This is a genomic window from Streptomyces sp. NBC_01591 (assembly GCF_035918155.1).
Classification (GTDB): domain Bacteria; phylum Actinomycetota; class Actinomycetes; order Streptomycetales; family Streptomycetaceae; genus Streptomyces.
The window spans coordinates 4,824,451-4,845,891 of the sequence record NZ_CP109327.1 but is presented as its reverse complement, the minus strand read 5'-3'; the positions used below and the strand labels follow the sequence as shown (position 1 = coordinate 4,845,891).

Below are 21,441 nucleotides of genomic sequence, written 5' to 3'. Positions count from 1 at the left end.
GCGGCAGAGCTGTGAAGCTGTGCCGGAACTACCGATCCGTCAGGATCAGAAGTCCATGTCACCGCCCGGCATGCCGCCCGGAGCGGCCGCGGTGGCCTTCTCCGGCTTGTCGGCGATGACGGCCTCGGTGGTGAGGAACAGCGCGGCGATGGACGCGGCGTTCTGCAGGGCGGAGCGCGTGACCTTCGCCGGGTCGAGAATGCCCTCGGCGATCATGTCGACGTACTCGCCGGTCGCGGCGTTCAGACCGTGGCCGACGGCCAGGTTGCGCACCTTCTCGACGACGACGCCGCCCTCGAGACCACCGTTGACGGCGATCTGCTTGAGCGGGGCCTCCAGCGCCAGCTTGACGGCGTTGGCGCCGGTCGCCTCGTCACCCGAGAGCTCCAGCTTCTCGAAGACGGCCGAGGCCTGGAGCAGAGCCACGCCACCACCGGCGACGATGCCCTCCTCGACGGCGGCCTTGGCGTTGCGCACCGCGTCCTCGATGCGGTGCTTGCGCTCCTTGAGCTCGACCTCGGTCGCGGCACCGGCCTTGATGACGGCCACGCCGCCGGCCAGCTTCGCGAGGCGCTCCTGGAGCTTCTCGCGGTCGTAGTCCGAGTCGGAGTTCTCGATCTCGGCGCGGATCTGGTTGACGCGACCCTGGACCTGGTCGCTGTCACCGGCACCGTCGACGATCGTCGTCTCGTCCTTGGTGATGACGACCTTGCGGGCGCGGCCGAGCAGGTCGAGACCGGCGTTCTCCAGCTTGAGGCCGACCTCCTCGGAGATGACGGTGCCACCGGTGAGGATGGCGATGTCGCCGAGCATGGCCTTGCGGCGGTCACCGAAGCCCGGGGCCTTGACGGCGACGGACTTGAAGGTGCCACGGATCTTGTTGACGACCAGGGTCGACAGGGCCTCGCCCTCGACGTCCTCGGCGATGATCAGCAGCGCCTTGCCGGACTGCATGACCTTCTCCAGCAGCGGAAGGAGGTCCTTCACGTTGCTGACCTTGGAGTTGACGATCAGGATGTACGGGTCGTCGAGGGACGACTCCATGCGCTCCATGTCGGTGGCGAAGTACGCCGAGATGTAGCCCTTGTCGAAGCGCATACCCTCGGTGAGCTCGAGCTCCAGACCGAAGGTCTGGGACTCCTCGACGGTGATGACGCCTTCCTTGCCGACCTTGTCCATGGCCTCGGCGATGAGCTCGCCGATCTGGGTGTCGGCGGCGGAGATGGAGGCCGTCGAAGCGATCTGCTCCTTGGTCTCCACGTCCTTGGCCTGCTCCAGGAGGGCGGCGGAGACGGCCTCGACGGCCTTCTCGATACCCCGCTTGAGGGCCATCGGGTTGGCACCCGCGGCGACGTTGCGCAGGCCCTCGCGGACGAGAGCCTGGGCGAGAACGGTGGCGGTGGTCGTACCGTCGCCGGCGACGTCGTCCGTCTTCTTGGCGACCTCCTTGACCAGCTCCGCACCGATCTTCTCGTACGGGTCCTCCAGCTCGATCTCCTTGGCGATGGAAACACCATCGTTGGTGATCGTGGGGGCGCCCCACTTCTTCTCAAGGACGACGTTGCGACCCTTGGGGCCAAGGGTGACCTTGACGGCGTCGGCGAGCTGGTTCATGCCGCGCTCGAGACCGCGCCGGGCCTCCTCGTCGAACGCGATGATCTTGGCCATGTGAAGTGGTCCTCCCGGACAGGGGTGGATTTCTCCGGACCGAGTGGCGCCCGCGACGGACGGCCTGCGTGACCGGTGGTTCCTTGCCCCATCGGCCCTGCGGGCCTCACCGGCCCGATCCAAGTTCTGTCACTCTCACCTGGAGAGTGCTAACGCCAATGATTAGCACTCGACCCCCGAGAGTGCAAGCGTCCCCCTCGGGATGTGGACACTGCGCCGGGGGGCGGCTCGGGGCGCTCAGGGCGCACCGGGACGCACTGAGGGCCCGTACCCCCGGGGTACGGGCCCTCAGTGCGTGAGTGGTGTCGTTGGCCGACCGCGCCGAACTCAGCCGACGGCGAGCTTGACCATGTCTGCCTGCGGCCCCTTCTGGCCCTGCGAGATCTCGAATTCAACTCGCTGACCCTCTTCGAGGGTGCGGTACCCGTCCATCTGGATCGCGCTGTAGTGGACGAAAACATCCGCACCACCGTCGACCGCGATGAAGCCGTACCCCTTCTCCGCGTTGAACCACTTGACGGTGCCCTGAGCCATGCCTAACTCCCCTATTACTGGCCCTTGCGCAGGACCGCACTTCGCGGACCCGGGTCAGAACTCACCCTCCGACAGGAGAGGGTGTGTGCGCCGGAACGCGTCGACCGCGGCTGAATGTATCTGCCCAACTGCCCTCTGCAACAGGTCAATCGGACGAGAATTCTAGGCAGCACCGAACGCCCGGATATGCGGAATTCATGAGATTCCTGGGCAAGTCGGGCCAGGCAAAGGCGACTTATGCCTCAAGCGGATCGCGCACTTTGGCTGCATCTTGTCGTGGCCGGGCGCATTCTCATATGCGGGCGGCACGGGCAGCTGGGGGGACTTCCCACACTGTACCGCGCTCAACCATGCAGAATTGCCCCCTCCGCTTCAATAAGCGGAGGGGGCAATTCGATAACGCGGTGCGGTCGGACGGGGCGTCAGCAGCCGCCCGCCACCGCCGGGATGATCGAGATGCCGGCGCCGTCCGGCGTCGCCGTCTCCAGGCCACCCTCGAAGCGCACGTCGTCGTCGTTGACGTACACGTTCACGAAGCGGCGCAGCTTGCCCTGGTCGTCCAGGACGCGGGCGGCGATGCCCGGGTGGTTCTGCTCCAGGGACTCGATGACCTGGGAGAGGGTCGAGCCCTCGGCCGGGACCTCGGTCTGGCCGCCCGTGTAGGTGCGGAGGATGGTGGGGATGCGGACCTTGACGCTCATGGTGGGTGCCCTTCCTGGAGTCTCGGGTGGTCAGCTGGTGGCGAGGCCGGCGGCGCGGAACGCGTCCAGGCTGGGGCGGATGGTCGCGGTCGCCTGTGAGGTATCGGCCACCGCGTCGAGGGTCTTGAGGCCGTCACCCGTGTTGAGTACGACGGTGGTCAGCGACGGGTCGATCAGACCGGCCTCGATGAGCTTCTTCGTCACGCCGACCGTCACACCGCCCGCCGTCTCCGCGAAGATGCCCTCGGTGCGCGCCAGCAGCTTGATCGCGTCGACGACCTGCTCGTCGTTCACATCCTCCACCGCGCCGCCGGTTCGGCGGGCGATGTCCAGGACGTACGGGCCGTCGGCCGGGTTGCCGATGGCGAGGGACTTGGCGATCGTGTTCGGCTTCTGCGGCCGGACGACGTCGTGGCCGCCCTTGTACGCGACCGAGACCGGCGAGCAGCCCTCGGCCTGGGCGCCGAAGAGCTTGTACGGCTTGTCCTCGACGAGGCCGAGCTTGATCAGCTCCTGGAGGCCCTTGTCGATCTTCGTGAACTGCGAGCCGGACGCGATCGGGATGACCAGCTGGTCCGGGAGCTGCCAGCCGAGCTGCTCGCAGATCTCGTACGCCAGGGTCTTGGAGCCCTCGCCGTAGTACGGGCGCAGGTTGACGTTGACGAAGCCCCAGCCCTCGCCGAGCGGGTCGCCGATGAGCTCGGAGCAGAAGCGGTTGACGTCGTCGTAGTTGCCCTCGATGCCGACCAGCTCACCGCCGTACACCGCCGCCATGACGACCTTGCCCTGCTCCAGGTCGTGCGGGATGAACACGCAGGAGCGGAAGCCGGCGCGGGCCGCCGCGGCGCCGACGGCGCCGGCGAGGTTGCCGGTGGAGGAGCAGGAGAGGGTGGTGAAGCCGAAGGCGCGGGCGGCCTCGATGGCCTGGGCGACGACGCGGTCCTTGAAGGAGTGCGTGGGGTTGCCGGAGTCGTCCTTGACGAACAGTTTGCCCTGCTCGACACCGATCTCACGGGCGAGGTTGTCGGCCTGGACGAGCTTGGTCCAGCCGGGGTTCAGGTTCGGCTTCTCGGCGACATCGGCGGGGACCGGCAGCAGCGGCGCGTAGCGCCAGATGTTGGCCGGTCCGGCCTCGATGCGCTTCCTCAGCTCTTCGGGGGAGCCGCTCGGCAGGTCGTACGCCACTTCGAGCGGCCCGAAACAGGACGCGCAGGCGAAAATGGGGCCGAGCTCGAAACGCTCGCCGCACTCGCGGCAGGAAAGCCCCGCGGCGGGACCGAGGTCGACGGCGTGGGCGCCGGTGGATTCCGCGGCTTCGGTGGCTTCGGCGGAAGAATTGGTGCTTACTGCAACGGTCTGCGCAGCCATGGTGGCGAGGCCCTTTCTCCTCATCTTCCTCGCGGCGCGTTTCGCCACGAGACGGAATTGGCACCTTCCCCACCTGACCTCGCGGTCGGCGGGAGGGTTGCCGGGACTTCAACGGGCCGTTCCCTCAGTCCCTCTGGATGAGCGCTGTGGCACCGGATCTTCGATCCGGGCATTTATCGGCGGACGGACCCCGGCATGCGATGGTCGTCCGCGTTGTTCAAGACTGTAACCGAAGCATCGGACTGTTGAGATAGTCGTCCGAACCGCGAGATGGATCACATACAGGGAGTATCGACCGTGCTGGAAGAGGTCGAATGCTGGCTGGCCAGGCGCTCCTGGTCGGCCGCCGACCGCCCGATGGACCGCCTGCTGGCCGCCAGGGCAAGAGCCGGGGAAGCGGGCCGCGGCAGCGTCAGTGTCGTACTGCCCGCACTGAACGAGGAGGCGACGGTCGGCGAGATCGTCGCGACGATCCGGCGCGAGCTGATGGAGAAGATCCAGCTGGTCGACGAGCTCGTGGTGATCGATTCCGGTTCCACGGACGCCACCGCGAAAGTGGCCCGGGAGGCCGGCGCCCGGGTGGTGCACCGCGACGCGATACTCCCCCGGATTCCGGCCGTGCCCGGCAAGGGCGAGGTGCTGTGGCGCTCGCTCCTGGTGACCGGCGGCGACATCGTGTGCTTCGTCGACGCCGACCTGAAGGACTTCTCGGCGGACTTCGTCTCCGGCATCGTCGGCCCGCTGCTGACCGACCCTGACGTGCAGTTCGTGAAGGCGATGTACGACCGCCCCTTCGGTGACACAGCAGGCCAGGGCGGTCGTGTGACCGAGCTGGTGGCGCGTCCGCTGCTCAATCTGCACTGGCCGCAACTGGCCGGTTTCGTCCAGCCGCTGGGCGGTGAGTACGCCGTACGCCGCTCCCTGCTCGAACGGCTGCCCTTCCCCGTCGGCTACGGCGTGGAGCTGGGCCTCCTGGTCGACGCGCTGCACACGGTGGGGCTGGACGCGCTGGCCCAGGTCGACGTGGGGGTGCGCAAGCACCGGCACCAGGACGGGCAGGCGCTCGGCCGGATGGCGGCAGCGATCTACCGGACCGCACAACTGCGGCTGTCCCGCGGCCACTTGGTGCGCCCGGCGCTCACCCAGTTCGAGCGCGGCCCGAACGGTTTCGTACCGCGCACCCATGCCGTGGACACCGAGGAGCGGCCCCCGATGTGCGAGATCGAGGAGTACGTTTCGCGGCGCGCGGCCTGACGTGGCCTGACTTCGCACGTTTGGGCGGTTCGTGATCGGGCTAGATTCCGCAACATGGTCTCCGCGCACGATGCCCAGCCCGCTGCCCGGTCCGACGCCCAGGTCCTCGTCGCGTCCAACCGCGGCCCGGTCTCGTACACCCTGGGCACGGACGGATCGCTCGACGCGAGACGGGGCGGCGGCGGTCTCGTCTCCGGGCTGAGCGCCGTCGACGACAAGCTGTGGGTGTGCGCCGCGCTCGGCGACGGGGACCGGGAGGCGGTCCGGCGCGGGGTCGGTGAGCCGGGTGTACGGATGCTCGACATCGACGCGGACGTCCACACCGACGCGTACAACGGCATCGCGAATTCGGTGCTCTGGTTCGTCCACCACATGCTGTACCAGACACCGCTGGAGCCGGTCTTCGACGCGGAGTTCCGGCGGCAGTGGGCCTCGTTCGAGACCTACAACCGGGCCTTCGCCGAGGCGCTCGCCGAGGAGGCGGGGCAGGGCGCCGCGGTGCTGGTGCAGGACTACCACCTGGCGCTGGTGCCCGGCATGCTCCGCGAGCTCCGCCCCGACCTGCGGATCGGCCATTTCTCGCACACCCCGTGGGCGCCCGTCGACTACTTCCGGCTGCTCCCCGACGACATCGCCGAGCAGTTGCTGCACGGCATCCTGGGCGCGGACCGGGCGGCGTTCCTGACCCGGCGCTGGGCGGACGCGTTCATCGGCTGCTGCACCCAGATTCTGGGCGGCACCGGGCGGACCAGGATCGGGGTGCACGGGCTCGGCGCGGACGCGGACTTCCTGCGCCGCCGGGCGCACGAGGCGGACGTGGACGAGCGGATGGCGGCGCTGCGCGAGCAGGCCGGCCCCGGCCGGAGGACGATCGTACGGGTGGACAGAACGGAACTGTCCAAGAACATCGTGCGCGGCCTGCTCGCCTACCGCGAGCTCCTGGCCGAGCGGCCCGAATGGCGCGAGCGCGTCGTCCATGTCGCCTTCGCGTACCCCTCCCGGCAGGACCTCGCGGTGTACCGCGACTACACGGCCGAGGTGCAGCGGGTCGCCGACGAGATCAACGCCGTGTACGGCACGGAGGGCTGGACGCCGGTCGTGCTGCACGTCAAGGACGACTTCGCCCGCTCGCTCGCCGCGTACCGGCTGGCCGACGTGGCGCTCGTCAACCCGATCCGGGACGGCATGAACCTGGTCGCCAAGGAGATCCCGGTCGTCTCCGACCACGGCTGCGCGCTGGTGCTGTCGCGGGAGGCGGGGGCGTACGAGGAGCTGGGCAGCGACGCGGTCGTGGTGAACCCGTACGACGTCTCGGCGACGGCGGTGGCGCTGCACGAGGCGCTGACGATGGCGGAGGACGAACGAGCCGCACGCACGGAACGCCTGGCCGCGGCGGCGGTAGCGCTGCCGCCGCAGCAGTGGTTCCTGGACCAACTGGACGCGCTGCGGCGGGAGTGAGAGCGTCCGGCAGTAGGCAGCGCGGGTGAAGGAGCGGGGCTGGGGTGCGTGCATCGCAAGGCAGAGGATTGAGGCAACGCGGAGCGTTGGTGATTGACGACAACGCCGCGAGGTGCGTGCCCCAGCCCCCGCGACGCCGCGAGGCCTACTGCCGGACGCTCTGAGCGTCCGGGGCTGTCAGATTCGCCGGGCCAGTGCCGCCAGGAAGGCGACGACGTCGCCCGGTCCGGTCAGCAGCAGGTCGGCCCGCTCGGCCAGTTCGGGCACCTCCGCGCTGCCGCTGCAGACCAGCAGGCCGGGGATGCCGTCGGGGCCCTCGGTGCGGAACTTCTCCACCGCGGCGTAAGCGGCGAGGTCGCCGAGGTCGTCGCCCGCGTACAGCACGGACTCGGCGTCCGTCTCCCGTAGGTACTGAGCGAGCGCCACGCCCTTGTCCATGCCCGGCGGGCGCAGTTCCAGGACCAGCCGGCCCGGTTCGACGATCAGTCCGTGCCGGGCGGCGAGGTCGCCGAGGGGGCCGCCCAGCGCCTCGAACGCGGCCTGCGGGTCGGAGGCGCGGCGGGTGTGGACGGCGATCGCCCGGCCCTTCTCCTCGATCCAGGTGCCGTGCCACGAGCCGGACCGGTCCAGCACGCCCGGGAGTTCGGCGCGGACCGCGGCGATGCCGGGGTGCGGGGCGGGGGCGTGGACGGTGCCGGACACGGCGTCCCAGCGTTCGGCGCCGTAGTGGCCGAGGACGACGAGGTGGTCGAGGCCGGGTACTCCGGCGAAGCCGCCGTGCCGGACCGCGACACCGGCCGGGCGGCCGGTGATCACGGCGACGGAGGCCACTTTCGGGGCGAGCGCGACGAGGGCCTCGACGGCGCCGGGGTGGGCGCGGGCCTGTTCCGGGTCCGGGACGATGTCGGCGAGGGTGCCGTCGAAATCGAGCGCGATGACGGCGCGGTCGGGGCGCGCGAGGATCGCGGCGAGGGCCTCTTGGCCGGCGGGGGTGGTGGGGGTCGGGAGTGTGGGTGCTTCGGGGTTGCTGCCCATGGGGGGAGCCTATAGCTGGGGCGCGCGGTTGGGGCAGGTGTGCGTTGCCGGGGGCGCTGTCCCGGGCCCCCGCTCCTCAATCGCCGGAGGGGCTTGAGCTAGCGGCGGCCGCGTCTTGCGGCCCTGACCCGGCGGAGGCGGTTCACCGTCACCGGGTCCTCCTCCAGGGCGCGGCGGTCGTCCAGCAGGGCGTTCAGGAGCTGGTAGTAGCGCGTGGGCGAGATGCCCAGCTGTTCGCGGATCGCCCGCTCCTTCGCCCCGGGGCCGGACCACGACTGCCGTTCGACGGCGAGCACGGCGCGGTCCCTGTCGGAGAGGCCGTCCGGGTCGTCGGGGCCATTCGTGGGGGCGGTCATATCAGCCAACATATCGCCCGCCCGAAGGGCCGCCACCTGCCAGACCCCGATCCGCCGGACAGGCCGCTGGTCCTCGTCCGCTGGTCCTCGTCCGCTGGTCCTTGTCCGCTGCCGCGGCCGAATCGCGTGCGATCCGGCCCAGCACGCTCGCGGGGCTGCCGTTCGGCTCGACCGCCTTGCCGATGTTCTCCTTGATCGACTCGCTGGACCGGGCCCAGGACGTCTTGCCGTACGGGTAGAACTGCGAGTCCGGCAGCGCGGCCAGGAACTTCCACAGCGGCTTGTATTCGGCGTCGGACTCCATGGCCGCGGAGGCGCTGTCGGTGACCGGGAGCAGGTCGTACTCGTCGGCGAAGTCGATGACGTTCTTGTCGGTGAACAGATAGTCGAAGAACTTGCCCAGCTGCACGCGGTGGCCGTGCTGCTTGAAGCCCGTGATCCAGTCGGCCACTCCGAGCGAGCCCTTGCTGGGGCCGTCGCTGCCGGGCATCGGCACCATGCCGACGGAGACGCCCTTGCGCTCGCCGATGGTCTACACCACAGCCGGTATCGCTTTCGCAACGCAACCGGGCCGGTGCCCGGCCCCGCGTACCTGAGAGCATTGCCCCCGAGCTGTGCCTACTGCTAAGTAGGTTCCGGTGCAGGGCTCTTCGGGCCCATCTGCCCCGCACCGCCGCTGTGCCGTACCGCCCGCATCGTTACGTTCCACGCCGCAAGGAGCCGTCCAGCATGTCGCGTACCGCATCTGAAATTGCCACCCAGCCCGGCTGCTGGCGGCGTGCCGCGGAGGCGGGGGCGGTGTTCGACGGGCTGCCGCGGCCCGGCGAGCGGGTCGCCGTCACCGGGTGCGGCACCTCCTGGTTCATGGCCATCGCGTACGCGGCGCTGCGCGAGGCGGCCGGGCAGGGCGAGACGGACGCGTACCCGTCATCGGAGTTCCCGGCCGGGCGCCCGTACGACCGGGTGGTGGCGATCACCCGTTCCGGCACCACGACGGAGGTGCTGGAGCTGCTGGGCGAGCTGCGCGGCAGGGTCGCCACCGTCGCGCTGACCGCCGACCCGAAGACGCCGGTCATGGACGCCGCCGACGCCGTGGCCGTACTGGACTGGGCGGACGAGGAGTCGGTCGTCCAGACCCGGTTCGCCACCACCGCGCTGGCCTTTCTGCGGGCCGGCCTCGAGGCATCGGGTCCGCTTCCGGCCGGGGTGAAGACGGTCGCCGCCGCCGCGGTGGACGCGGAGCTCGCGGTGACGGAGCCGCTGGACGAGGCGGTGGTCTCGGCCGAGCAGTGGACGTTCCTGGGGCGCGGCTGGACGTACGGGCTGGCACAGGAGGCCGGGCTGAAGATGCGCGAGGCGGCGGGCGCCTGGACGGAGTCGTACCCGGCGATGGAGTACCGCCACGGCCCGATCTCGATCACCGGGCCGCACCGGGTGGCGTGGGTGTTCGGCCGGCTGCCGGAGGGGCTCGCCGGTGATGTGGCGCGGGTGGGCGGAACGCTGGTCGCGCACGCCACGGCGGACCCGATGGCGGATCTGATCCGGGCGCAGCGGCTGGCGGTCGAGCTGGCGGAGTCGAAGGGGTACGACCCGGACCACCCGCGCAACCTCTCGCGCAGCGTGATCCTTTCGCCCTGAGCTGTCCCGGACGGCCCGGTTCCGGTGCCGCGAAGTCGTGGTCGCGATTTTGTATGCATCCGCAACAAACCGGGATAGTGGACTAGACCTTTTTGCCTCCTCGGGCGAAACTGTTTCCCGTGAAACACGTCATCGCCCTCGATGTGGGCGGCACCGGAATGAAGGCCGCACTGGTCGGGGCCGACGGCGCCCTGCTGTACGAGGCACGGCGGGCGACCGGCAGAGAGCGCGGCCCCGAAGCCGTCGTGGAGTCGATCCTCGGCTTCGCCGCCGATCTGCGGGCGTACGGCGAGGAGCACCTCGGCGAGAGCGCCCTCGCGGCCGGTGTCGCCGTGCCCGGCCTCGTCGACGCCGAGAACGGGATCGCGGTCTACGCCGCGAACCTGGGCTGGCGCGACGTACCCATGCGGCAACTGCTCGGCGAGCGGCTCGGCGGCGTTCCCGTCGCGCTCGGCCACGATGTGCGCACCGGCGGGCTCGCCGAGGGCCGGATCGGCGCGGGCAAGGGCGCCGACCGCTTCCTCTTCGTGCCGCTGGGCACTGGCATCGCCGGGGCCATCGGCATCGCGGGCACGATCGAGGCGGGCGCGCACGGGTACGCGGGCGAGATCGGCCACATCGTGGTCCGGCCGGACGGGCCCGACTGCAGCTGCGGACAGCGCGGCTGTCTGGAGACCCTGGCGTCCGCGTCCGCCGTCAGCCGCGCCTGGGCCGCCGCCTCCGGCGACCCCGAGGCGGACGCCGCGGACTGCGCGAAGGCCGTCGAGTCCGGCGACCCGGCAGCGGTGGAGGTCTGGCGGAACGCGGTGGACGCGCTCGCCGCCGGGCTGGTCACCGCGCTGACGTTGCTCAACCCGCGCGCGCTCATCATCGGTGGCGGTCTCGCCGAGGCCGGGGAAACCTTGTTCACACCACTCCGTGCGGCCGTCGAGGAACGCGTCACGTTCCAGAAGCTGCCCCACATCGTCCCGGCGGCCCTCGGGGACACCGCCGGATGCCTGGGCGCAGGGCTGCTCGCCTGGGATCTTCTCTCCACGGAGGTATCCGCCTGATGGCCGGACGCGCAGACAGCACAGTTCTCGCAGGTGCCCGGGTGGTGCTTCCCACCGGGACGGTCGAGAACGGCCGGGTGATCGTCGAGGGCACCCGGATCGCCGGTTCCACGGCGGAGGGCGCACCGACCGTAGACCTGAGCGGCCACTGGGTGGTCCCCGGCTTCGTCGACATGCACAACCACGGCGGCGGCGGCGCGTCCTTCACCTCCGGCACCCTGGACGAGGTCCTCACCGGCATCCGCACCCACCGCGAGCACGGCACCACCACGCTGGTCGCCTCCACGGTCACCGGCGAGATGGACTTCCTCGCCCACCGGGCCGGCGTCCTGTCCGAGCTGGTGGAGCAGGGCGACCTGGCCGGTATCCACTTCGAGGGGCCGTTCATCTCGCCGTGCCGCAAGGGCGCGCACAGCGAGGACCTGCTGCGCCACCCGGACCCGGCCGAGGTCCGCAAGTTGATGGACGCGGCGCGCGGCACCGCGAAGATGTTCACGCTCGCCACCGAACTGCCGGGCGGCATCGACTCGGTGCGGCTGCTCGCCGAGCACGGCGTCATCGCCGCGATCGGGCACACCGACGCCACGTACGAGCAGACCGTCGAGGCGATCGACGCGGGCGCCACCGTCGCCACCCACCTCTTCAACGCGATGCCGCCGCTCGCCCACCGCGAGCCCGGCCCGATCGCGGCGCTGCTGGAGGACGAGCGGATCACCGTCGAGCTGATCAACGACGGCACGCATCTGCACCCCGCGGCCCTGGAGCTGGCCTACCACCACGCGGGCGCCCACCGCGTCGCGCTGATCACCGACGCCATGGACGCGGCCGGCTTCGGCGACGGCCTGTACCAGCTCGGCCCGCTCGCGGTCGAGGTCAAGGACGGCGTCGCGCGGCTGGTCGAGGGCGACTCGATCGCGGGCTCCACGCTCACCCTGGACACCGCGTTCCACCGGGCCGTGACCATCGACCGGATCCCGGTCGGCGACGTCGTGCAGTCCATCTCCGCCAACCCGGCCCGGCTGCTCGGCGTGTACGACAAGGTCGGCTCGCTGGAACCGGGCAAGGACGCGGACCTGGTGGTCCTGGACGAGGACTTCGGGCTCAAGGGCGTCATGCGCAAGGGCGAATGGATCAAAGAGCTCCAGGTCGGCTGATCTGCCCCGTTATTGACGGTGAGTCGAATTCGTAACGAAGAGACGGCGGTTGGTCCGGAGGTCTGGGCCGACCGTCACCTCTTTGGCATGATCGCCTGGAGAACAGCCAGAGAAAGCGCATTCCGTCCACGGTCTCGCGCTTCGGAGCAGGGATCGAGGGAGCGGCCGCGGTGATCCTCACGGTCACACTGAATACGGCACTCGACCTGACGTACGGCGTCCCGGAACTCGTCCCGCACGCCAGCCACCGCGTCAGCGACATGTCCGAGCGCCCCGGCGGCAAGGGACTCAACGTGGCCCGGGTGCTCTCCGCGCTCGGCCACGAAACGGTGGTCACCGGCTTCACCGGAGGCTCCACCGGAGCCGTGCTCCGCGAGCTGCTGGCCGGCCTGCCCACGGACGCCACCTCGCCGAACGCCCCCGCACCGATCACCGATGCTCTCGTCACCGTCGCCGGGAACACCCGCCGCACCATAGCCGTCGTCGACCGGGCCACCGGCGACACCACCCAGCTCAACGAACCCGGACCGCTCGTCACCGCCGACGAGTGGACCGCCCTCCTCGGCCGGTACGAGGAGCTCCTCACCGGGGCCGACGCCGTCGCGCTCTGCGGCAGCCTGCCGCCCGGCATCCACGTCGGCGCCTACGCCGAACTGGTCCGCCCGGCCCGCGCCGCCGGTGTCCCCGTGCTCCTGGACACCAGCGGCGAACCGCTCCGCCGCGGCATCGCCGCCCGCCCCGACCTGATCAAGCCGAACGCCGACGAGCTCGCCCAGCTCACCGGCTCCCGCGAACCGATGCGCGCCACCCGCGACGCCCGCCGCCGCGGCGCGCGCGGGGTCATCGCCTCGCTGGGCCCGAACGGCATGCTGGCGGTCACCCCCGAAGGCAGCTGGCAGGCAGCGCCGCCCGCCAAGGTCCTGGGCAATCCGACCGGCGCGGGCGACTCCGCGGTGGCCGGGCTGCTGTCCGGCCTCGTCGAGGGGCTGAGCTGGCCGAACCGGCTACGGCGGGCGGTGGCACTGTCGACGGCGACCGTGCTCTCCCCGACAGCCGGTGATTTCGACCGCGCGGCGTACGAGGAGCTGCTGTCGCGCGTCGGCATCGAGGAACACGCACCGGCGGCCCGATAGGCCGCGCCCGTCCCGGACCGGCCCGTCCGCCGGTCCGAAAGAAGTAGCAAGAGGTCAGCATGCCGCTCGTCAGCACCGGTGAACTCGTCTCCGCCGCCCAGGCCGAGGGACGCGGGATCGCCGCCTTCAATGTCATCACGCTGGAGCACGCGGAGGCCATCGCGGCCGGCGCGGAGCGCGCCGGAGCCCCCGCCATCCTCCAGATCTCCGAGAACGCCGTGAAGTTCCACGGCGGACGGCTCTCCGCGATCGCCGCCGCGGCCGCCGCCGTCGCCCGCGCGTCCAGTGCCCCGCTCGCCCTCCACCTCGACCACGTCGAGTCCGTGGAGCTGCTCCACCAGGCGCACACCGAGGGCTTCGGCTCCGTCATGTTCGACGCGTCCAAGCTGTCGTACGAGGAGAACGTGCGGGCCACGGCCGAGGCGGTGGCCTGGGGCCGTGAGCGCGGCATCTGGATCGAGGCCGAGCTCGGCAAGGTCGGCGGCAAGGAGGGCGAGGCCCCGCTCGACGCCCACGCCCCCGGTGTCCGCACGGACCCGGCCGAGGCCGCCGCGTACGTCCGCGACACCGGGGTGGACGCGCTGGCCGTCGCCGTCGGCTCCTCGCACGCGATGACCGAGCGCACCGCCGCCCTGGACCACGAGCTGATCGGCCGGCTCCGCGAGGCCGTCCCGGTCCCGCTGGTGCTGCATGGCTCCAGCGGCGTCCCGGACGACGAGATCCGCCGGGCCGTGGCCTCCTCCGGCATGGTCAAGATCAACGTGGGCACGGCGCTGAACACCGCGTTCACCGGCGCGGTGCGGGCCTATCTGGCCGAGAACACCACGGGCGTGGACCCGCGGAAGTACCTCGCCCCCGGGCGCGAGGCGATGGCCGCGACGGTGGCGGGGTTCCTCGCGCTGATGGGCTGACCAGGCGCGCAGCGCGTCGCGCGCGCCGAGCAACGGAGTTTTCTCATCCTGGCTCGCCGCGAGGTCGGACGGTCTTGAACAGCTGAGTGCCTTCCGGGTTCAGTGTCCCGATCCCGGACCGAGGACCGGGTGCACCCGGTCCTCGGCTTCAGAGCGCCAACCAAGCAGCGCATCAAGCACATCCTGAAAATAAGATATGAAAAGCCGTGGCCAGGCGCGAGGTGCGGGAACTGCGCCGGGCGAGCGAGGTCCTGCGGACGGCCTCGGCTTTTTCGCCGCGCAGCTCGACCCGACCCGGCCTAGGTGAGGGTGCTCACGCGACCTCTCCCGGGTTCGGGCGCCGGGAGAGGCCGCAAAGCGTTCGCCCTCAATGGGCTAACCCTTCGCAGGGGTGACTTGCAGCCAATCCAGGATCACGTCGCACTGATTCCCTTCCTGGCACGAGATGCTGACCTCGTTCTCACCCTTGATCAGGTCGACCGGCGCCCAGGTGGTCTGCCAGTTCTTTTCCCAGTTCGAGTCGGACGAGTGGATGAAGTTCTTGAGGCCGATGGGCTGCGAATTAGGCTTCCCGTTCACCGTCAGCGTCGCATTAGCGTCCTTGGCGGGAATCGCATAGCGCACCGTCAAGCGGTACTTGCCTTTCTCCTTCATCGCTGCCTTCCACGTCACGGATGACCCAACCGCGTTGAAGCCCGTGACGTATGAGCCGTTCGGGCCTTCCGCGCCCTTGGTCGTGTTGTCCAGCTGGGCCGTGCCGCCCAGCTTCAGCGTCGCCGCGTCCTGCTTGGGCAGCTCGGCCGGGGCCTCGGAGCTGGGGGACTGCTGGGGCTTCGGGGACTCCTCGACCTGGCCGCCGGGACCGGCGGAGGAGGTGGCCTCGTCCTTCTTCTTGTCCTTGTCCGGGTCGCCCGTGATCAGCGCGGCGCCGATGCCGATGAGTACGACCAGGACCACCGCGACCGCACCGATCAGCAGGCCCTTGGTGTTCGGGCCGCCCCTGTCGGGGCCGCCGGGACGGCCGCGGCCGCCCTGATGCTGCGGGACCTGCGCGGTGGCGGCGCCGGGGTACGTCTCCGGGGCGGCGTACTGCGCGTTCGGCTGGCCGTACGCCTGCTGCTGCGGCACCTGCTGGCCGTACTGGCGCTCGCCGACGGTGCGCACCTGGTTGTACGAGGTCCGGGGCACACCGGGCTGCGGTGCCGCCGGCGGGTAGCCGTAGCCGCCCTGCCGCGGCGGCTGGGCGCCCGCTGCCTGACCGTCCTCGTAGAGGTAGCCGAACGGATCGTCGTCCTCGGGCGTGTTTGCGCCGTTGTTCCCGGCCGTCATCCCTGGGTCACTCCTCACCATGTCGCCAGCCGTCGCCGAATGCTGCCAGCCGTGGCCGACCGGCCGAGCCTACCTCGAACGGCCCACCCCAAGAATTGCCGTCGCAGCTACCGGAAGCGCGGCGGAGCACAAGGACCGCGCCGCGGTGAACGTCAGCCGGCCCTGCGGTGAACCTTCGACCGGGACCGCTTCTCCACGTACATCCGCTGGTCGGCGGAGCGCAGCACCTCTTCGGCGGTCATGCCGCAGGCGGCCCAGCCGATGCCGAAACTCGCCCCCACGCGCACCGCCCGGCCGTCGACCCGGATGGGCGGAATGATGGCGTTACGGAGGCGTACGGCCAGGTCCGCGGCGTCCGCGTCGCCCAGCCCGTCGGCGAGGACGACGAATTCGTCACCCCCGAGCCGGGCCACGGTGTCGCCGTCGCGGACACAGGTGGTGAGCCGACGGGCGACCTCGATCAGCACGGCGTCACCGGTGTGGTGGCCGAAGCGGTCGTTGATCGACTTGAAGCCGTCGAGGTCGCAGAAGAGGACCGCGAGCCCCTTCGCCCCGTCGTCGTGCTCGGTGTCGGGTGCGACGGCATGCACATGGTGGTCGTACGGGCCGCCGGGTGCCGAGTCCACCTCGTAGCCGTGCGTCCGCGCGTCCGGATCGTCGGCGCCACCGAAGGCCGCGTCCAGCGCCTCCACCGGGGTGGTGGCCGCCGCGTTCGGGCGCTCACAGAGCCGGGCGCTCAGCCGGGAGCGCAGCTCGGCGCTGTTGGGCAGGCCGGTGAGCGCGTCGTGCGAGGCACGGTGCGCCAGATGCAGCTCGTGGCGCTTGCGCTCCTCTATGTCCTCGACGTGGGTGAGCAGGAAGCGGGGGCCGTCCGCGGTGTCGGCGACGACGGAGTTGCGCAGCGAGACCCAGAGGTAGGTGCCGTCCCGCCGCCCGAGCCGCAGCTCGGCACGGCCGCCCTCGGCGGAGGTGCGCAGCAGGGTGCCGATGTCCTCGGGGTGGACCAGGTCGGCGAAGGAGTAGCGGCGCAGCACGGACGCGGGACGGCCCAGCAGCCGGCACAGGGCGTCGTTGGTGCGCAGCAGCCGGCCGTGCTGATCGCCGCCCATCTCGGCGATGGCCATGCCGCTGGGCGCGTACTCGAAGGCCTGGCGGAAGGACTCCTCGCTGGCCCGCAGCGCCTGCTGCTCCCGTTCGAGACGGACCAGCGCCCGCTGCATGTTTGCTCTGAGCCGGGCGTTGCTGATCGCAATGGCGGCCTGTGATGCGTACATCTGGAGGGCCTCGCGGCCCCAGGCGCCGGGGCGGCGGCCGCCGCGTGGGCGGTCCACGGAAATGACGCCCAGGAGATCGGCACCGCCGCCGGACGCGTACATCGGGGCGTAGAGGCGGTCCTGGGGGTGCCACTCGTCCTCGAAGCGGGGTTCCGGCCCGTCGGTGTGCCACTGCGGTACGTCGTCGTCGAGGAGGACCCAGCCGTCGGTGTGCGGTATGAAACGGAGCTCGTCCCAGGCCCGCCCCATCGTCAGCCGGCGCTCCCAGGAGGCGCGCGAGCCGACTCGGCCGGTGATCAGGGCTTCCGCCGCGCTGTTGCCCGCGAAGGCGGCGACGACGAGATCACCGTCGGGGCGAACCAGGTTCACACAGGCCAGCTCGTAGCCGAGACCGGTGACGATTCCGTCGGCCACGGTCTGCAGCGTGTCGGCCAGGCTCCGCGCCGTATTGAGATCGGCCACGGCCTGGTGCAGCTGCCGCATCGTCGCAAGACGGACGTACGGCTCCGACTCGGCCTCCATTGCTCGCAACTCCCCGAGACCTCGACAGCACTCCAGGTTTCATATCGACGTACTTACTGCAGTGTCACGGCAACTGAATCACAGTGAGCTGTGCAGCCGGTACACAGGGTCAACAAATATTGCACTCTGTGACTCAAGTCACAACAGATGGTGAAGGGTCGCGAGTGCCTCACGGATTCGCCCCATCCTTTTCTTGAACGCAAATCTGTACGTTCTCCTGAACGCGAATCCGTACGTCGCGCAGCGCCGCCGCGCCCGTCGCGGACCACAGGTCCTAGGACCAGGCTGGTCCCCTGGCCCGATGCGGGGTCACTCGTTCCGCGGCTAGCGTGCCCGATGTGTCACAGACGAAGACCCCCGCCCCGCGTTCCCGGCCCATCCCCCATGCTGAGGGGGTGAGCAACGATGAGTTCCGAGGCGCCCTCGCCCGGCTGGCCGCCGGTGTCGTGCTGATCACCGCCCAGGAGCCGCCGCTGGACGAGAACGGACGCGGCGAGGACGTCGGCATGACGGCGACCGCCTTCATGTCGGTGTCGCTGGACCCGCCGCTGGTGATGGTCAGCCTGCGCAACGACTCCCGGATGGACGACCTGCTGTCGGAGCAGCCGCTGTGGGCGGTGTCCGTGCTCGCCGAGAGCCAGCGGCACGTCGCCGGGCGGTTCGCGATGAAGGGCCGGATCAGCGACCGGCTGCTGTTCGAGGACATCCCCTACACCCGGGGGGAGGTCACCGCCGCGCCGCTGATCGGAGGAGCACTGGCCACGCTGGAGTGCCGCACCGAGCAGCGGGTCGTGGCGGGCGACCACACGCTGGTGATCGGCCGGGTGCTGAGCGCGGCCCTGCCCAGCGGGGACGGGTCGCCGCTGACGTACTTCCGGGGGCGGTACCGGCAGCTGGGCTGAGGACGGCGGGGCCGCGCCCCGGACGGCCGGTCCCGGAGCCCGGGTGAAGACCCGGCCCGTCACCAGTCGCGGCCGGAGCGGCCGCGCTTGGTCTCGCCGCGCTGCTTCTTCTCACGCAGCCGGCGTTCGTTGATGCCCCGCGGAATCCTGGTCTTGCGGCGCGGCCTCGGGGGCGGCGCCGTCGCCTCGGCGAGCAGGGAGGCGAGCCGTACGAGAGCCGTCTCGCGGTTGCGCCACTGGGAGCGGTGCTCGGAGGCCCGTACCGCGATCACGCCGCCCACCAGCCTGCTCTCCAGGCGCTGGAGCGCCCGCTCCTTCCACACCTCGGGGAGCGACTCGGTCGCCGCGAGGTCGAAGCGGAGCTCCACCTGGGAGTCGCTGGTGTTGACGTGCTGACCGCCGGGTCCCGAGGACCGCGAGAAACGCCACATGAGCTCGGCCTCCGGCAGGGAGACCGAACCGCGGATGACATAGGGCCCGGACATGACACCCATGTTCCCCGGACCAGAGGGTGTTCGTCACCTTCTTTTGCCGTACAGGCCGTCCGCCCGACCGGGGGACTTCGGTAAAGAAAGTAAAGGGATCAGGAACCTCCTGGTCCCTTGTCCGCGTTATGACCTGTGACGGTAGCTTCGTGATGACATGAAGCCCGCAATCGACGATGAAAGGGACTTCCCATGGCTGTAAGCCTGTCCAAGGGCGGCAACGTCTCCCTCACCAAGGAGGCCCCGGGCCTGACCGCCGTCACGGTCGGCCTCGGCTGGGACGTCCGCACCACCACCGGCACCGACTTCGACCTCGACGCCTCGGCGATCGCGGTCAACCCGGCCGGGAAGGTCGTCTCCGACGGCCACTTCGTCTTCTTCAACAACAAGTCGACGCCCGACCAGACCATCGTCCACACCGGTGACAACGTCACGGGCCAGGGCGAGGGCGACGACGAGCAGATCAACGTCAACCTGGCGGGTCTGCCGGCCGACGTCGACAAGATCGTCTTCCCGGTCTCGATCTACGACGCCGAGACCCGCAGCCAGAACTTCGGCCAGGTGCGCAACGCGTTCATCCGCATCCTCAACCAGGCCGGCGGCACCGAGATCGCCCGCTACGACCTGAGCGAGGACGCCGCCACCGAGACTGCCATGGTCTTCGGTGAGCTGTACCGCAACGGCGCGGAGTGGAAGTTCCGCGCCGTCGGTCAGGGTTACGCCTCCGGCCTGCGCGGCATCGCGCAGGACTTCGGCGTCAACCTCTGACGCACGAGCACGACCACAGAAGCCCCCGGCCGTTGCGGCCGGGGGCTTCTGCATGCGCGCCCGGAAGCATGCGCGCCACCGGAGCGTGTGCGCGACCGAGGCATGTGCCCGGCGTCCGGTATGCGGTGCCACCGAGCACCGAGCCCCAACTCCCGCCGATTAACGAACACATGTGTATTCCATTCGGACAAGAAGTGGTCAAATAAATGTGAGGTATTTGTTAGTACTCCGTCAATGCTGGTCATTCGGTGGCACGCTCTCGGCTCGTAACCCCCCACGGAACGAGCAACGGAGAGCGCATGACCCCCCACATGAACACCCGTCGCGCCGCAGCCCTGGCCGCCGTGGCCGCGATGGTCGCCGTCGGCATGCAGACCGGTGCGGCAAACGCCGTGCCCGACAACGGCAATGACGGTCCCTCCGCCACTCGCAGCGTCGTCCCCTTCGGCGCCAACAAGGCCTCGCAGCGCACCATCGCCATCAAGTCCGCACAGAGCGACGCCTCTTCGACCGCCGACTCGCTCGGGCTCGGCGGCAAGGAGAAGCTGATCGTCCGTGATGTGATCAAGGACGCCGACGGCACCGTCCACACCCGCTACGAGCGCACCTACGACGGGCTGCCGGTGCTCGGCGGCGACCTCGTCACCCACACCGCCCGCGGCGGAAAGCTCAAGGGCGTCACCAAGGCGACCAAGGCCCGGATATCCGTGCCGTCCACGACGCCGAAGATCAAGACCGCGGCCGCCGCCCGCAAGGTGATCTGGGCGGGCTCCGGCAAGCCCGTCCTCGCCCTGGAGACGGTGAAGACCGGCGTGCAGAAGGACGGCACGCCGAGCCGTGTGCACACCATCACCGACGCGATCACCGGCAAGAAGCTCCAGAGCTACGAGGCGGTCGAGACCGGCGTCGGCCACAGCCAGTACAGCGGCGACGTCGATCTGACGACCACCGAGTCCGGCTCCGGCTTCGAGCTGACCGACGGCGACCGCGGCGGCCACAAGACGTACGACCTGAACCAGGGCGAGAGCGGCACCGGTGACCTCGTCACGGACGACGACGACACCTGGGGCGACGGCACCGGCGGCGACCGCCAGACCGCCGCCGTGGACGCCGCCTACGGCGCCGCGCAGACCTGGGACTTCTACAAGTCGGCGTTCGGCCGCGAGGGCATCGCCGGTGACGGCAAGGCCGCGTACTCGCGGGTCCACTACGGCGACGGATACGTCAACGCCTTCTGGGACGACAGCTGCTTCTGCATGACGTACGGCGACGGCGCCGACAACAAGAGCGCGCTGACCGCCCTCGACGTCGCGGGCCACGAGATGAGCCACGGCCTGACCTCGTCCACCGCCAACCTCGACTACTTCGGCGAGTCCGGCGGCCTGAACGAGGCGACCAGCGACATCCTCGGCACCTCGGTCGAGTTCGCCGCCGACAACAGCACCGACATCGGCGACTACCTCATCGGCGAGAAGATCGACATCAACGGCGACGGCACCCCGCTGCGCTACATGGACAAGCCGAGCAAGGACGGCGGCTCGGCCGACTACTGGGACAGCAGCGTCGGCGACCTCGACGTGCACTACTCCTCCGGTGTCGCCAACCACTTCTTCTACCTGCTGTCCGAGGGCAGCGGCGCGAAGACCATCAACGGGGTCGACTACGACTCCCCGACCTCCGACGGCTCGACCGTCACCGGCATCGGCCGGGACAAGGCCGTCCAGATCTGGTACAAGGCCCTCTCCGAGTACATGACGTCGTCCACCGACTACGCGGGCGCCCGCGAGGCGACCGAGAAGGCGGCGACCGACCTGTACGGGGCGGACAGCGCCGAGCTCACCGCCGTCTCGGCGGCCTGGAGCGGCGTCAACGTGAAGTAGTTCGGCCAGGTACTCCGGG

General features: G+C 70.2%; 20 protein-coding genes and 1 riboswitch. Of the genes, 10 read left to right on the top strand and 10 right to left on the bottom strand.

What is annotated here, in order from left to right:
• Positions 1 to 45: 45 nt before the first annotated feature.
• The 4 genes from groL to thrC all read right to left on the bottom strand — a co-directional run bounded on the left by groL (position 46) and on the right by thrC (position 4,271).
• Entirely contained in the window at positions 46 to 1,668 is a 1,623-nt protein-coding gene (groL, locus tag OG978_RS22605; protein WP_326766953.1) for a chaperonin GroEL, read from the bottom strand.
• A 327-nt stretch (positions 1,669 to 1,995) separates the two neighbouring features.
• The gene (locus tag OG978_RS22600) at positions 1,996 to 2,202 is read right to left on the bottom strand and encodes a cold-shock protein (protein ID WP_003967346.1); all 207 of its coding nucleotides are present in this window, start codon (positions 2,200 to 2,202) and stop codon (positions 1,996 to 1,998) included.
• Between the two features lie 422 nt (positions 2,203 to 2,624).
• Positions 2,625 to 2,903, bottom strand: a complete 279-nt coding sequence (locus OG978_RS22595; RefSeq protein WP_114245832.1) for a MoaD/ThiS family protein — start codon at positions 2,901 to 2,903, stop codon at positions 2,625 to 2,627.
• A gap of 30 nt (positions 2,904 to 2,933) precedes the next feature.
• Positions 2,934 to 4,271: a threonine synthase gene (thrC, locus tag OG978_RS22590; protein WP_326766952.1), complete on the bottom strand. Its 1,338-nt coding sequence runs from the start codon at positions 4,269 to 4,271 to the stop codon at positions 2,934 to 2,936.
• Positions 4,272 to 4,288: 17 nt separating this feature from the next.
• Positions 4,289 to 4,415, bottom strand: a riboswitch (SAM riboswitch).
• 153 nt (positions 4,416 to 4,568) lie between these two features.
• On the opposite strand from thrC, the gene OG978_RS22585 reads away from it, so the two are divergent.
• Positions 4,569 to 5,525, top strand: coding sequence for a glucosyl-3-phosphoglycerate synthase (locus tag OG978_RS22585; RefSeq protein WP_326770121.1), 957 nt, complete (start codon positions 4,569 to 4,571; stop codon positions 5,523 to 5,525).
• 54 nt (positions 5,526 to 5,579) lie between these two features.
• Positions 5,580 to 6,983 carry an alpha,alpha-trehalose-phosphate synthase (UDP-forming) gene (locus tag OG978_RS22580; protein WP_326766951.1) on the top strand — a complete coding sequence of 468 codons (1,404 nt, stop codon included), beginning with the start codon at positions 5,580 to 5,582 and terminating at the stop codon, positions 6,981 to 6,983.
• Positions 6,984 to 7,160: 177 nt separating this feature from the next.
• Here OG978_RS22580 and otsB read toward each other — a convergent pair whose 3' ends face one another.
• The 3 genes from otsB to OG978_RS22565 all read right to left on the bottom strand — a co-directional run bounded on the left by otsB (position 7,161) and on the right by OG978_RS22565 (position 8,873).
• Positions 7,161 to 8,018: a trehalose-phosphatase gene (otsB, locus tag OG978_RS22575; protein WP_326766950.1), complete on the bottom strand. Its 858-nt coding sequence runs from the start codon at positions 8,016 to 8,018 to the stop codon at positions 7,161 to 7,163.
• Between the two features lie 98 nt (positions 8,019 to 8,116).
• Positions 8,117 to 8,374, bottom strand: coding sequence for a DUF3263 domain-containing protein (locus tag OG978_RS22570; protein ID WP_326766949.1), 258 nt, complete (start codon positions 8,372 to 8,374; stop codon positions 8,117 to 8,119).
• 1 nt (position 8,375) lies between these two features.
• On the bottom strand, positions 8,376 to 8,873 hold the full coding sequence (locus OG978_RS22565; RefSeq protein WP_442817733.1) for a hypothetical protein: 498 nt from the start codon (positions 8,871 to 8,873) through the stop codon (positions 8,376 to 8,378).
• 230 nt (positions 8,874 to 9,103) lie between these two features.
• On the opposite strand from OG978_RS22565, the gene OG978_RS22560 reads away from it, so the two are divergent.
• The 5 genes from OG978_RS22560 (at position 9,104) to OG978_RS22540 (ending at position 14,262) form a co-directional block, all read left to right on the top strand.
• A complete protein-coding gene (locus OG978_RS22560) occupies positions 9,104 to 10,012 on the top strand; it encodes an SIS domain-containing protein (protein ID WP_326766948.1) in 909 nt (302 codons plus the stop codon).
• A 119-nt stretch (positions 10,013 to 10,131) separates the two neighbouring features.
• Positions 10,132 to 11,064: an ROK family protein gene (locus tag OG978_RS22555; RefSeq protein ID WP_326766947.1), complete on the top strand. Its 933-nt coding sequence runs from the start codon at positions 10,132 to 10,134 to the stop codon at positions 11,062 to 11,064.
• Positions 11,064 to 12,218, top strand: coding sequence for an N-acetylglucosamine-6-phosphate deacetylase (nagA, locus tag OG978_RS22550; protein WP_326766946.1), 1,155 nt, complete (start codon positions 11,064 to 11,066; stop codon positions 12,216 to 12,218). The genes OG978_RS22555 and nagA overlap by 1 nt, the downstream gene beginning before the upstream one ends.
• Positions 12,219 to 12,388: 170 nt before the next feature.
• The gene (locus OG978_RS22545) at positions 12,389 to 13,351 is read left to right on the top strand and encodes a 1-phosphofructokinase family hexose kinase (RefSeq protein ID WP_326766945.1); all 963 of its coding nucleotides are present in this window, start codon (positions 12,389 to 12,391) and stop codon (positions 13,349 to 13,351) included.
• A gap of 59 nt (positions 13,352 to 13,410) precedes the next feature.
• Positions 13,411 to 14,262 (top strand): class II fructose-bisphosphate aldolase, encoded by an 852-nt coding sequence (locus OG978_RS22540; protein ID WP_326766944.1) that lies wholly within the window; start codon positions 13,411 to 13,413, stop codon positions 14,260 to 14,262.
• A gap of 375 nt (positions 14,263 to 14,637) precedes the next feature.
• Here the strand turns inward: OG978_RS22540 and OG978_RS22535 are convergent, their stop codons facing one another.
• Both OG978_RS22535 and cdgB read right to left on the bottom strand, forming a co-directional pair.
• Positions 14,638 to 15,591, bottom strand: a complete 954-nt coding sequence (locus OG978_RS22535) for a CBM35 domain-containing protein (protein ID WP_326766943.1) — start codon at positions 15,589 to 15,591, stop codon at positions 14,638 to 14,640.
• Between the two features lie 152 nt (positions 15,592 to 15,743).
• Positions 15,744 to 17,387, bottom strand: coding sequence for a diguanylate cyclase CdgB (cdgB, locus tag OG978_RS22530; protein ID WP_326766942.1), 1,644 nt, complete (start codon positions 17,385 to 17,387; stop codon positions 15,744 to 15,746).
• Positions 17,388 to 17,782: 395 nt separating this feature from the next.
• On the opposite strand from cdgB, the gene OG978_RS22525 reads away from it, so the two are divergent.
• Positions 17,783 to 18,289: a flavin reductase family protein gene (locus OG978_RS22525; protein ID WP_124717219.1), complete on the top strand. Its 507-nt coding sequence runs from the start codon at positions 17,783 to 17,785 to the stop codon at positions 18,287 to 18,289.
• Positions 18,290 to 18,348: 59 nt separating this feature from the next.
• Here OG978_RS22525 and arfB read toward each other — a convergent pair whose 3' ends face one another.
• Positions 18,349 to 18,783 carry an alternative ribosome rescue aminoacyl-tRNA hydrolase ArfB gene (arfB, locus tag OG978_RS22520; protein ID WP_093540299.1) on the bottom strand — a complete coding sequence of 145 codons (435 nt, stop codon included), beginning with the start codon at positions 18,781 to 18,783 and terminating at the stop codon, positions 18,349 to 18,351.
• A gap of 183 nt (positions 18,784 to 18,966) precedes the next feature.
• Between arfB and OG978_RS22515 the strand changes: the two genes are divergently transcribed.
• Both OG978_RS22515 and OG978_RS22510 read left to right on the top strand, forming a co-directional pair.
• Entirely contained in the window at positions 18,967 to 19,542 is a 576-nt protein-coding gene (locus tag OG978_RS22515; RefSeq protein ID WP_266913805.1) for a TerD family protein, read from the top strand.
• A 299-nt stretch (positions 19,543 to 19,841) separates the two neighbouring features.
• On the top strand, positions 19,842 to 21,422 hold the full coding sequence (locus OG978_RS22510; RefSeq protein WP_326766941.1) for a M4 family metallopeptidase: 1,581 nt from the start codon (positions 19,842 to 19,844) through the stop codon (positions 21,420 to 21,422).
• Positions 21,423 to 21,441 lie beyond the last annotated feature (19 nt).

Coding starts and splice junctions, on each gene's coding strand:
- OG978_RS22540 (WP_326766944.1), top strand. CDS start 13,411: ATGCCGCTCGTCAGCACCGGTGAACTCGTCTCCGCCGCCCAGGCCGAG.
- OG978_RS22600 (WP_003967346.1), bottom strand. CDS start 2,202: ATGGCTCAGGGCACCGTCAAGTGGTTCAACGCGGAGAAGGGGTACGGC.
- OG978_RS22580 (WP_326766951.1), top strand. CDS start 5,580: ATGGTCTCCGCGCACGATGCCCAGCCCGCTGCCCGGTCCGACGCCCAG.
- groL (WP_326766953.1), bottom strand. CDS start 1,668: ATGGCCAAGATCATCGCGTTCGACGAGGAGGCCCGGCGCGGTCTCGAG.
- OG978_RS22595 (WP_114245832.1), bottom strand. CDS start 2,903: ATGAGCGTCAAGGTCCGCATCCCCACCATCCTCCGCACCTACACGGGC.
- thrC (WP_326766952.1), bottom strand. CDS start 4,271: ATGGCTGCGCAGACCGTTGCAGTAAGCACCAATTCTTCCGCCGAAGCC.
- OG978_RS22510 (WP_326766941.1), top strand. CDS start 19,842: ATGACCCCCCACATGAACACCCGTCGCGCCGCAGCCCTGGCCGCCGTG.
- OG978_RS22570 (WP_326766949.1), bottom strand. CDS start 8,374: ATGACCGCCCCCACGAATGGCCCCGACGACCCGGACGGCCTCTCCGAC.
- nagA (WP_326766946.1), top strand. CDS start 11,064: ATGGCCGGACGCGCAGACAGCACAGTTCTCGCAGGTGCCCGGGTGGTG.
- OG978_RS22515 (WP_266913805.1), top strand. CDS start 18,967: ATGGCTGTAAGCCTGTCCAAGGGCGGCAACGTCTCCCTCACCAAGGAG.
- otsB (WP_326766950.1), bottom strand. CDS start 8,018: ATGGGCAGCAACCCCGAAGCACCCACACTCCCGACCCCCACCACCCCC.
- cdgB (WP_326766942.1), bottom strand. CDS start 17,387: ATGGAGGCCGAGTCGGAGCCGTACGTCCGTCTTGCGACGATGCGGCAG.
- OG978_RS22565 (WP_442817733.1), bottom strand. CDS start 8,873: ATGGTGCCGATGCCCGGCAGCGACGGCCCCAGCAAGGGCTCGCTCGGA.
- OG978_RS22560 (WP_326766948.1), top strand. CDS start 9,104: ATGTCGCGTACCGCATCTGAAATTGCCACCCAGCCCGGCTGCTGGCGG.
- arfB (WP_093540299.1), bottom strand. CDS start 18,783: ATGGGTGTCATGTCCGGGCCCTATGTCATCCGCGGTTCGGTCTCCCTG.
- OG978_RS22535 (WP_326766943.1), bottom strand. CDS start 15,591: ATGACGGCCGGGAACAACGGCGCAAACACGCCCGAGGACGACGATCCG.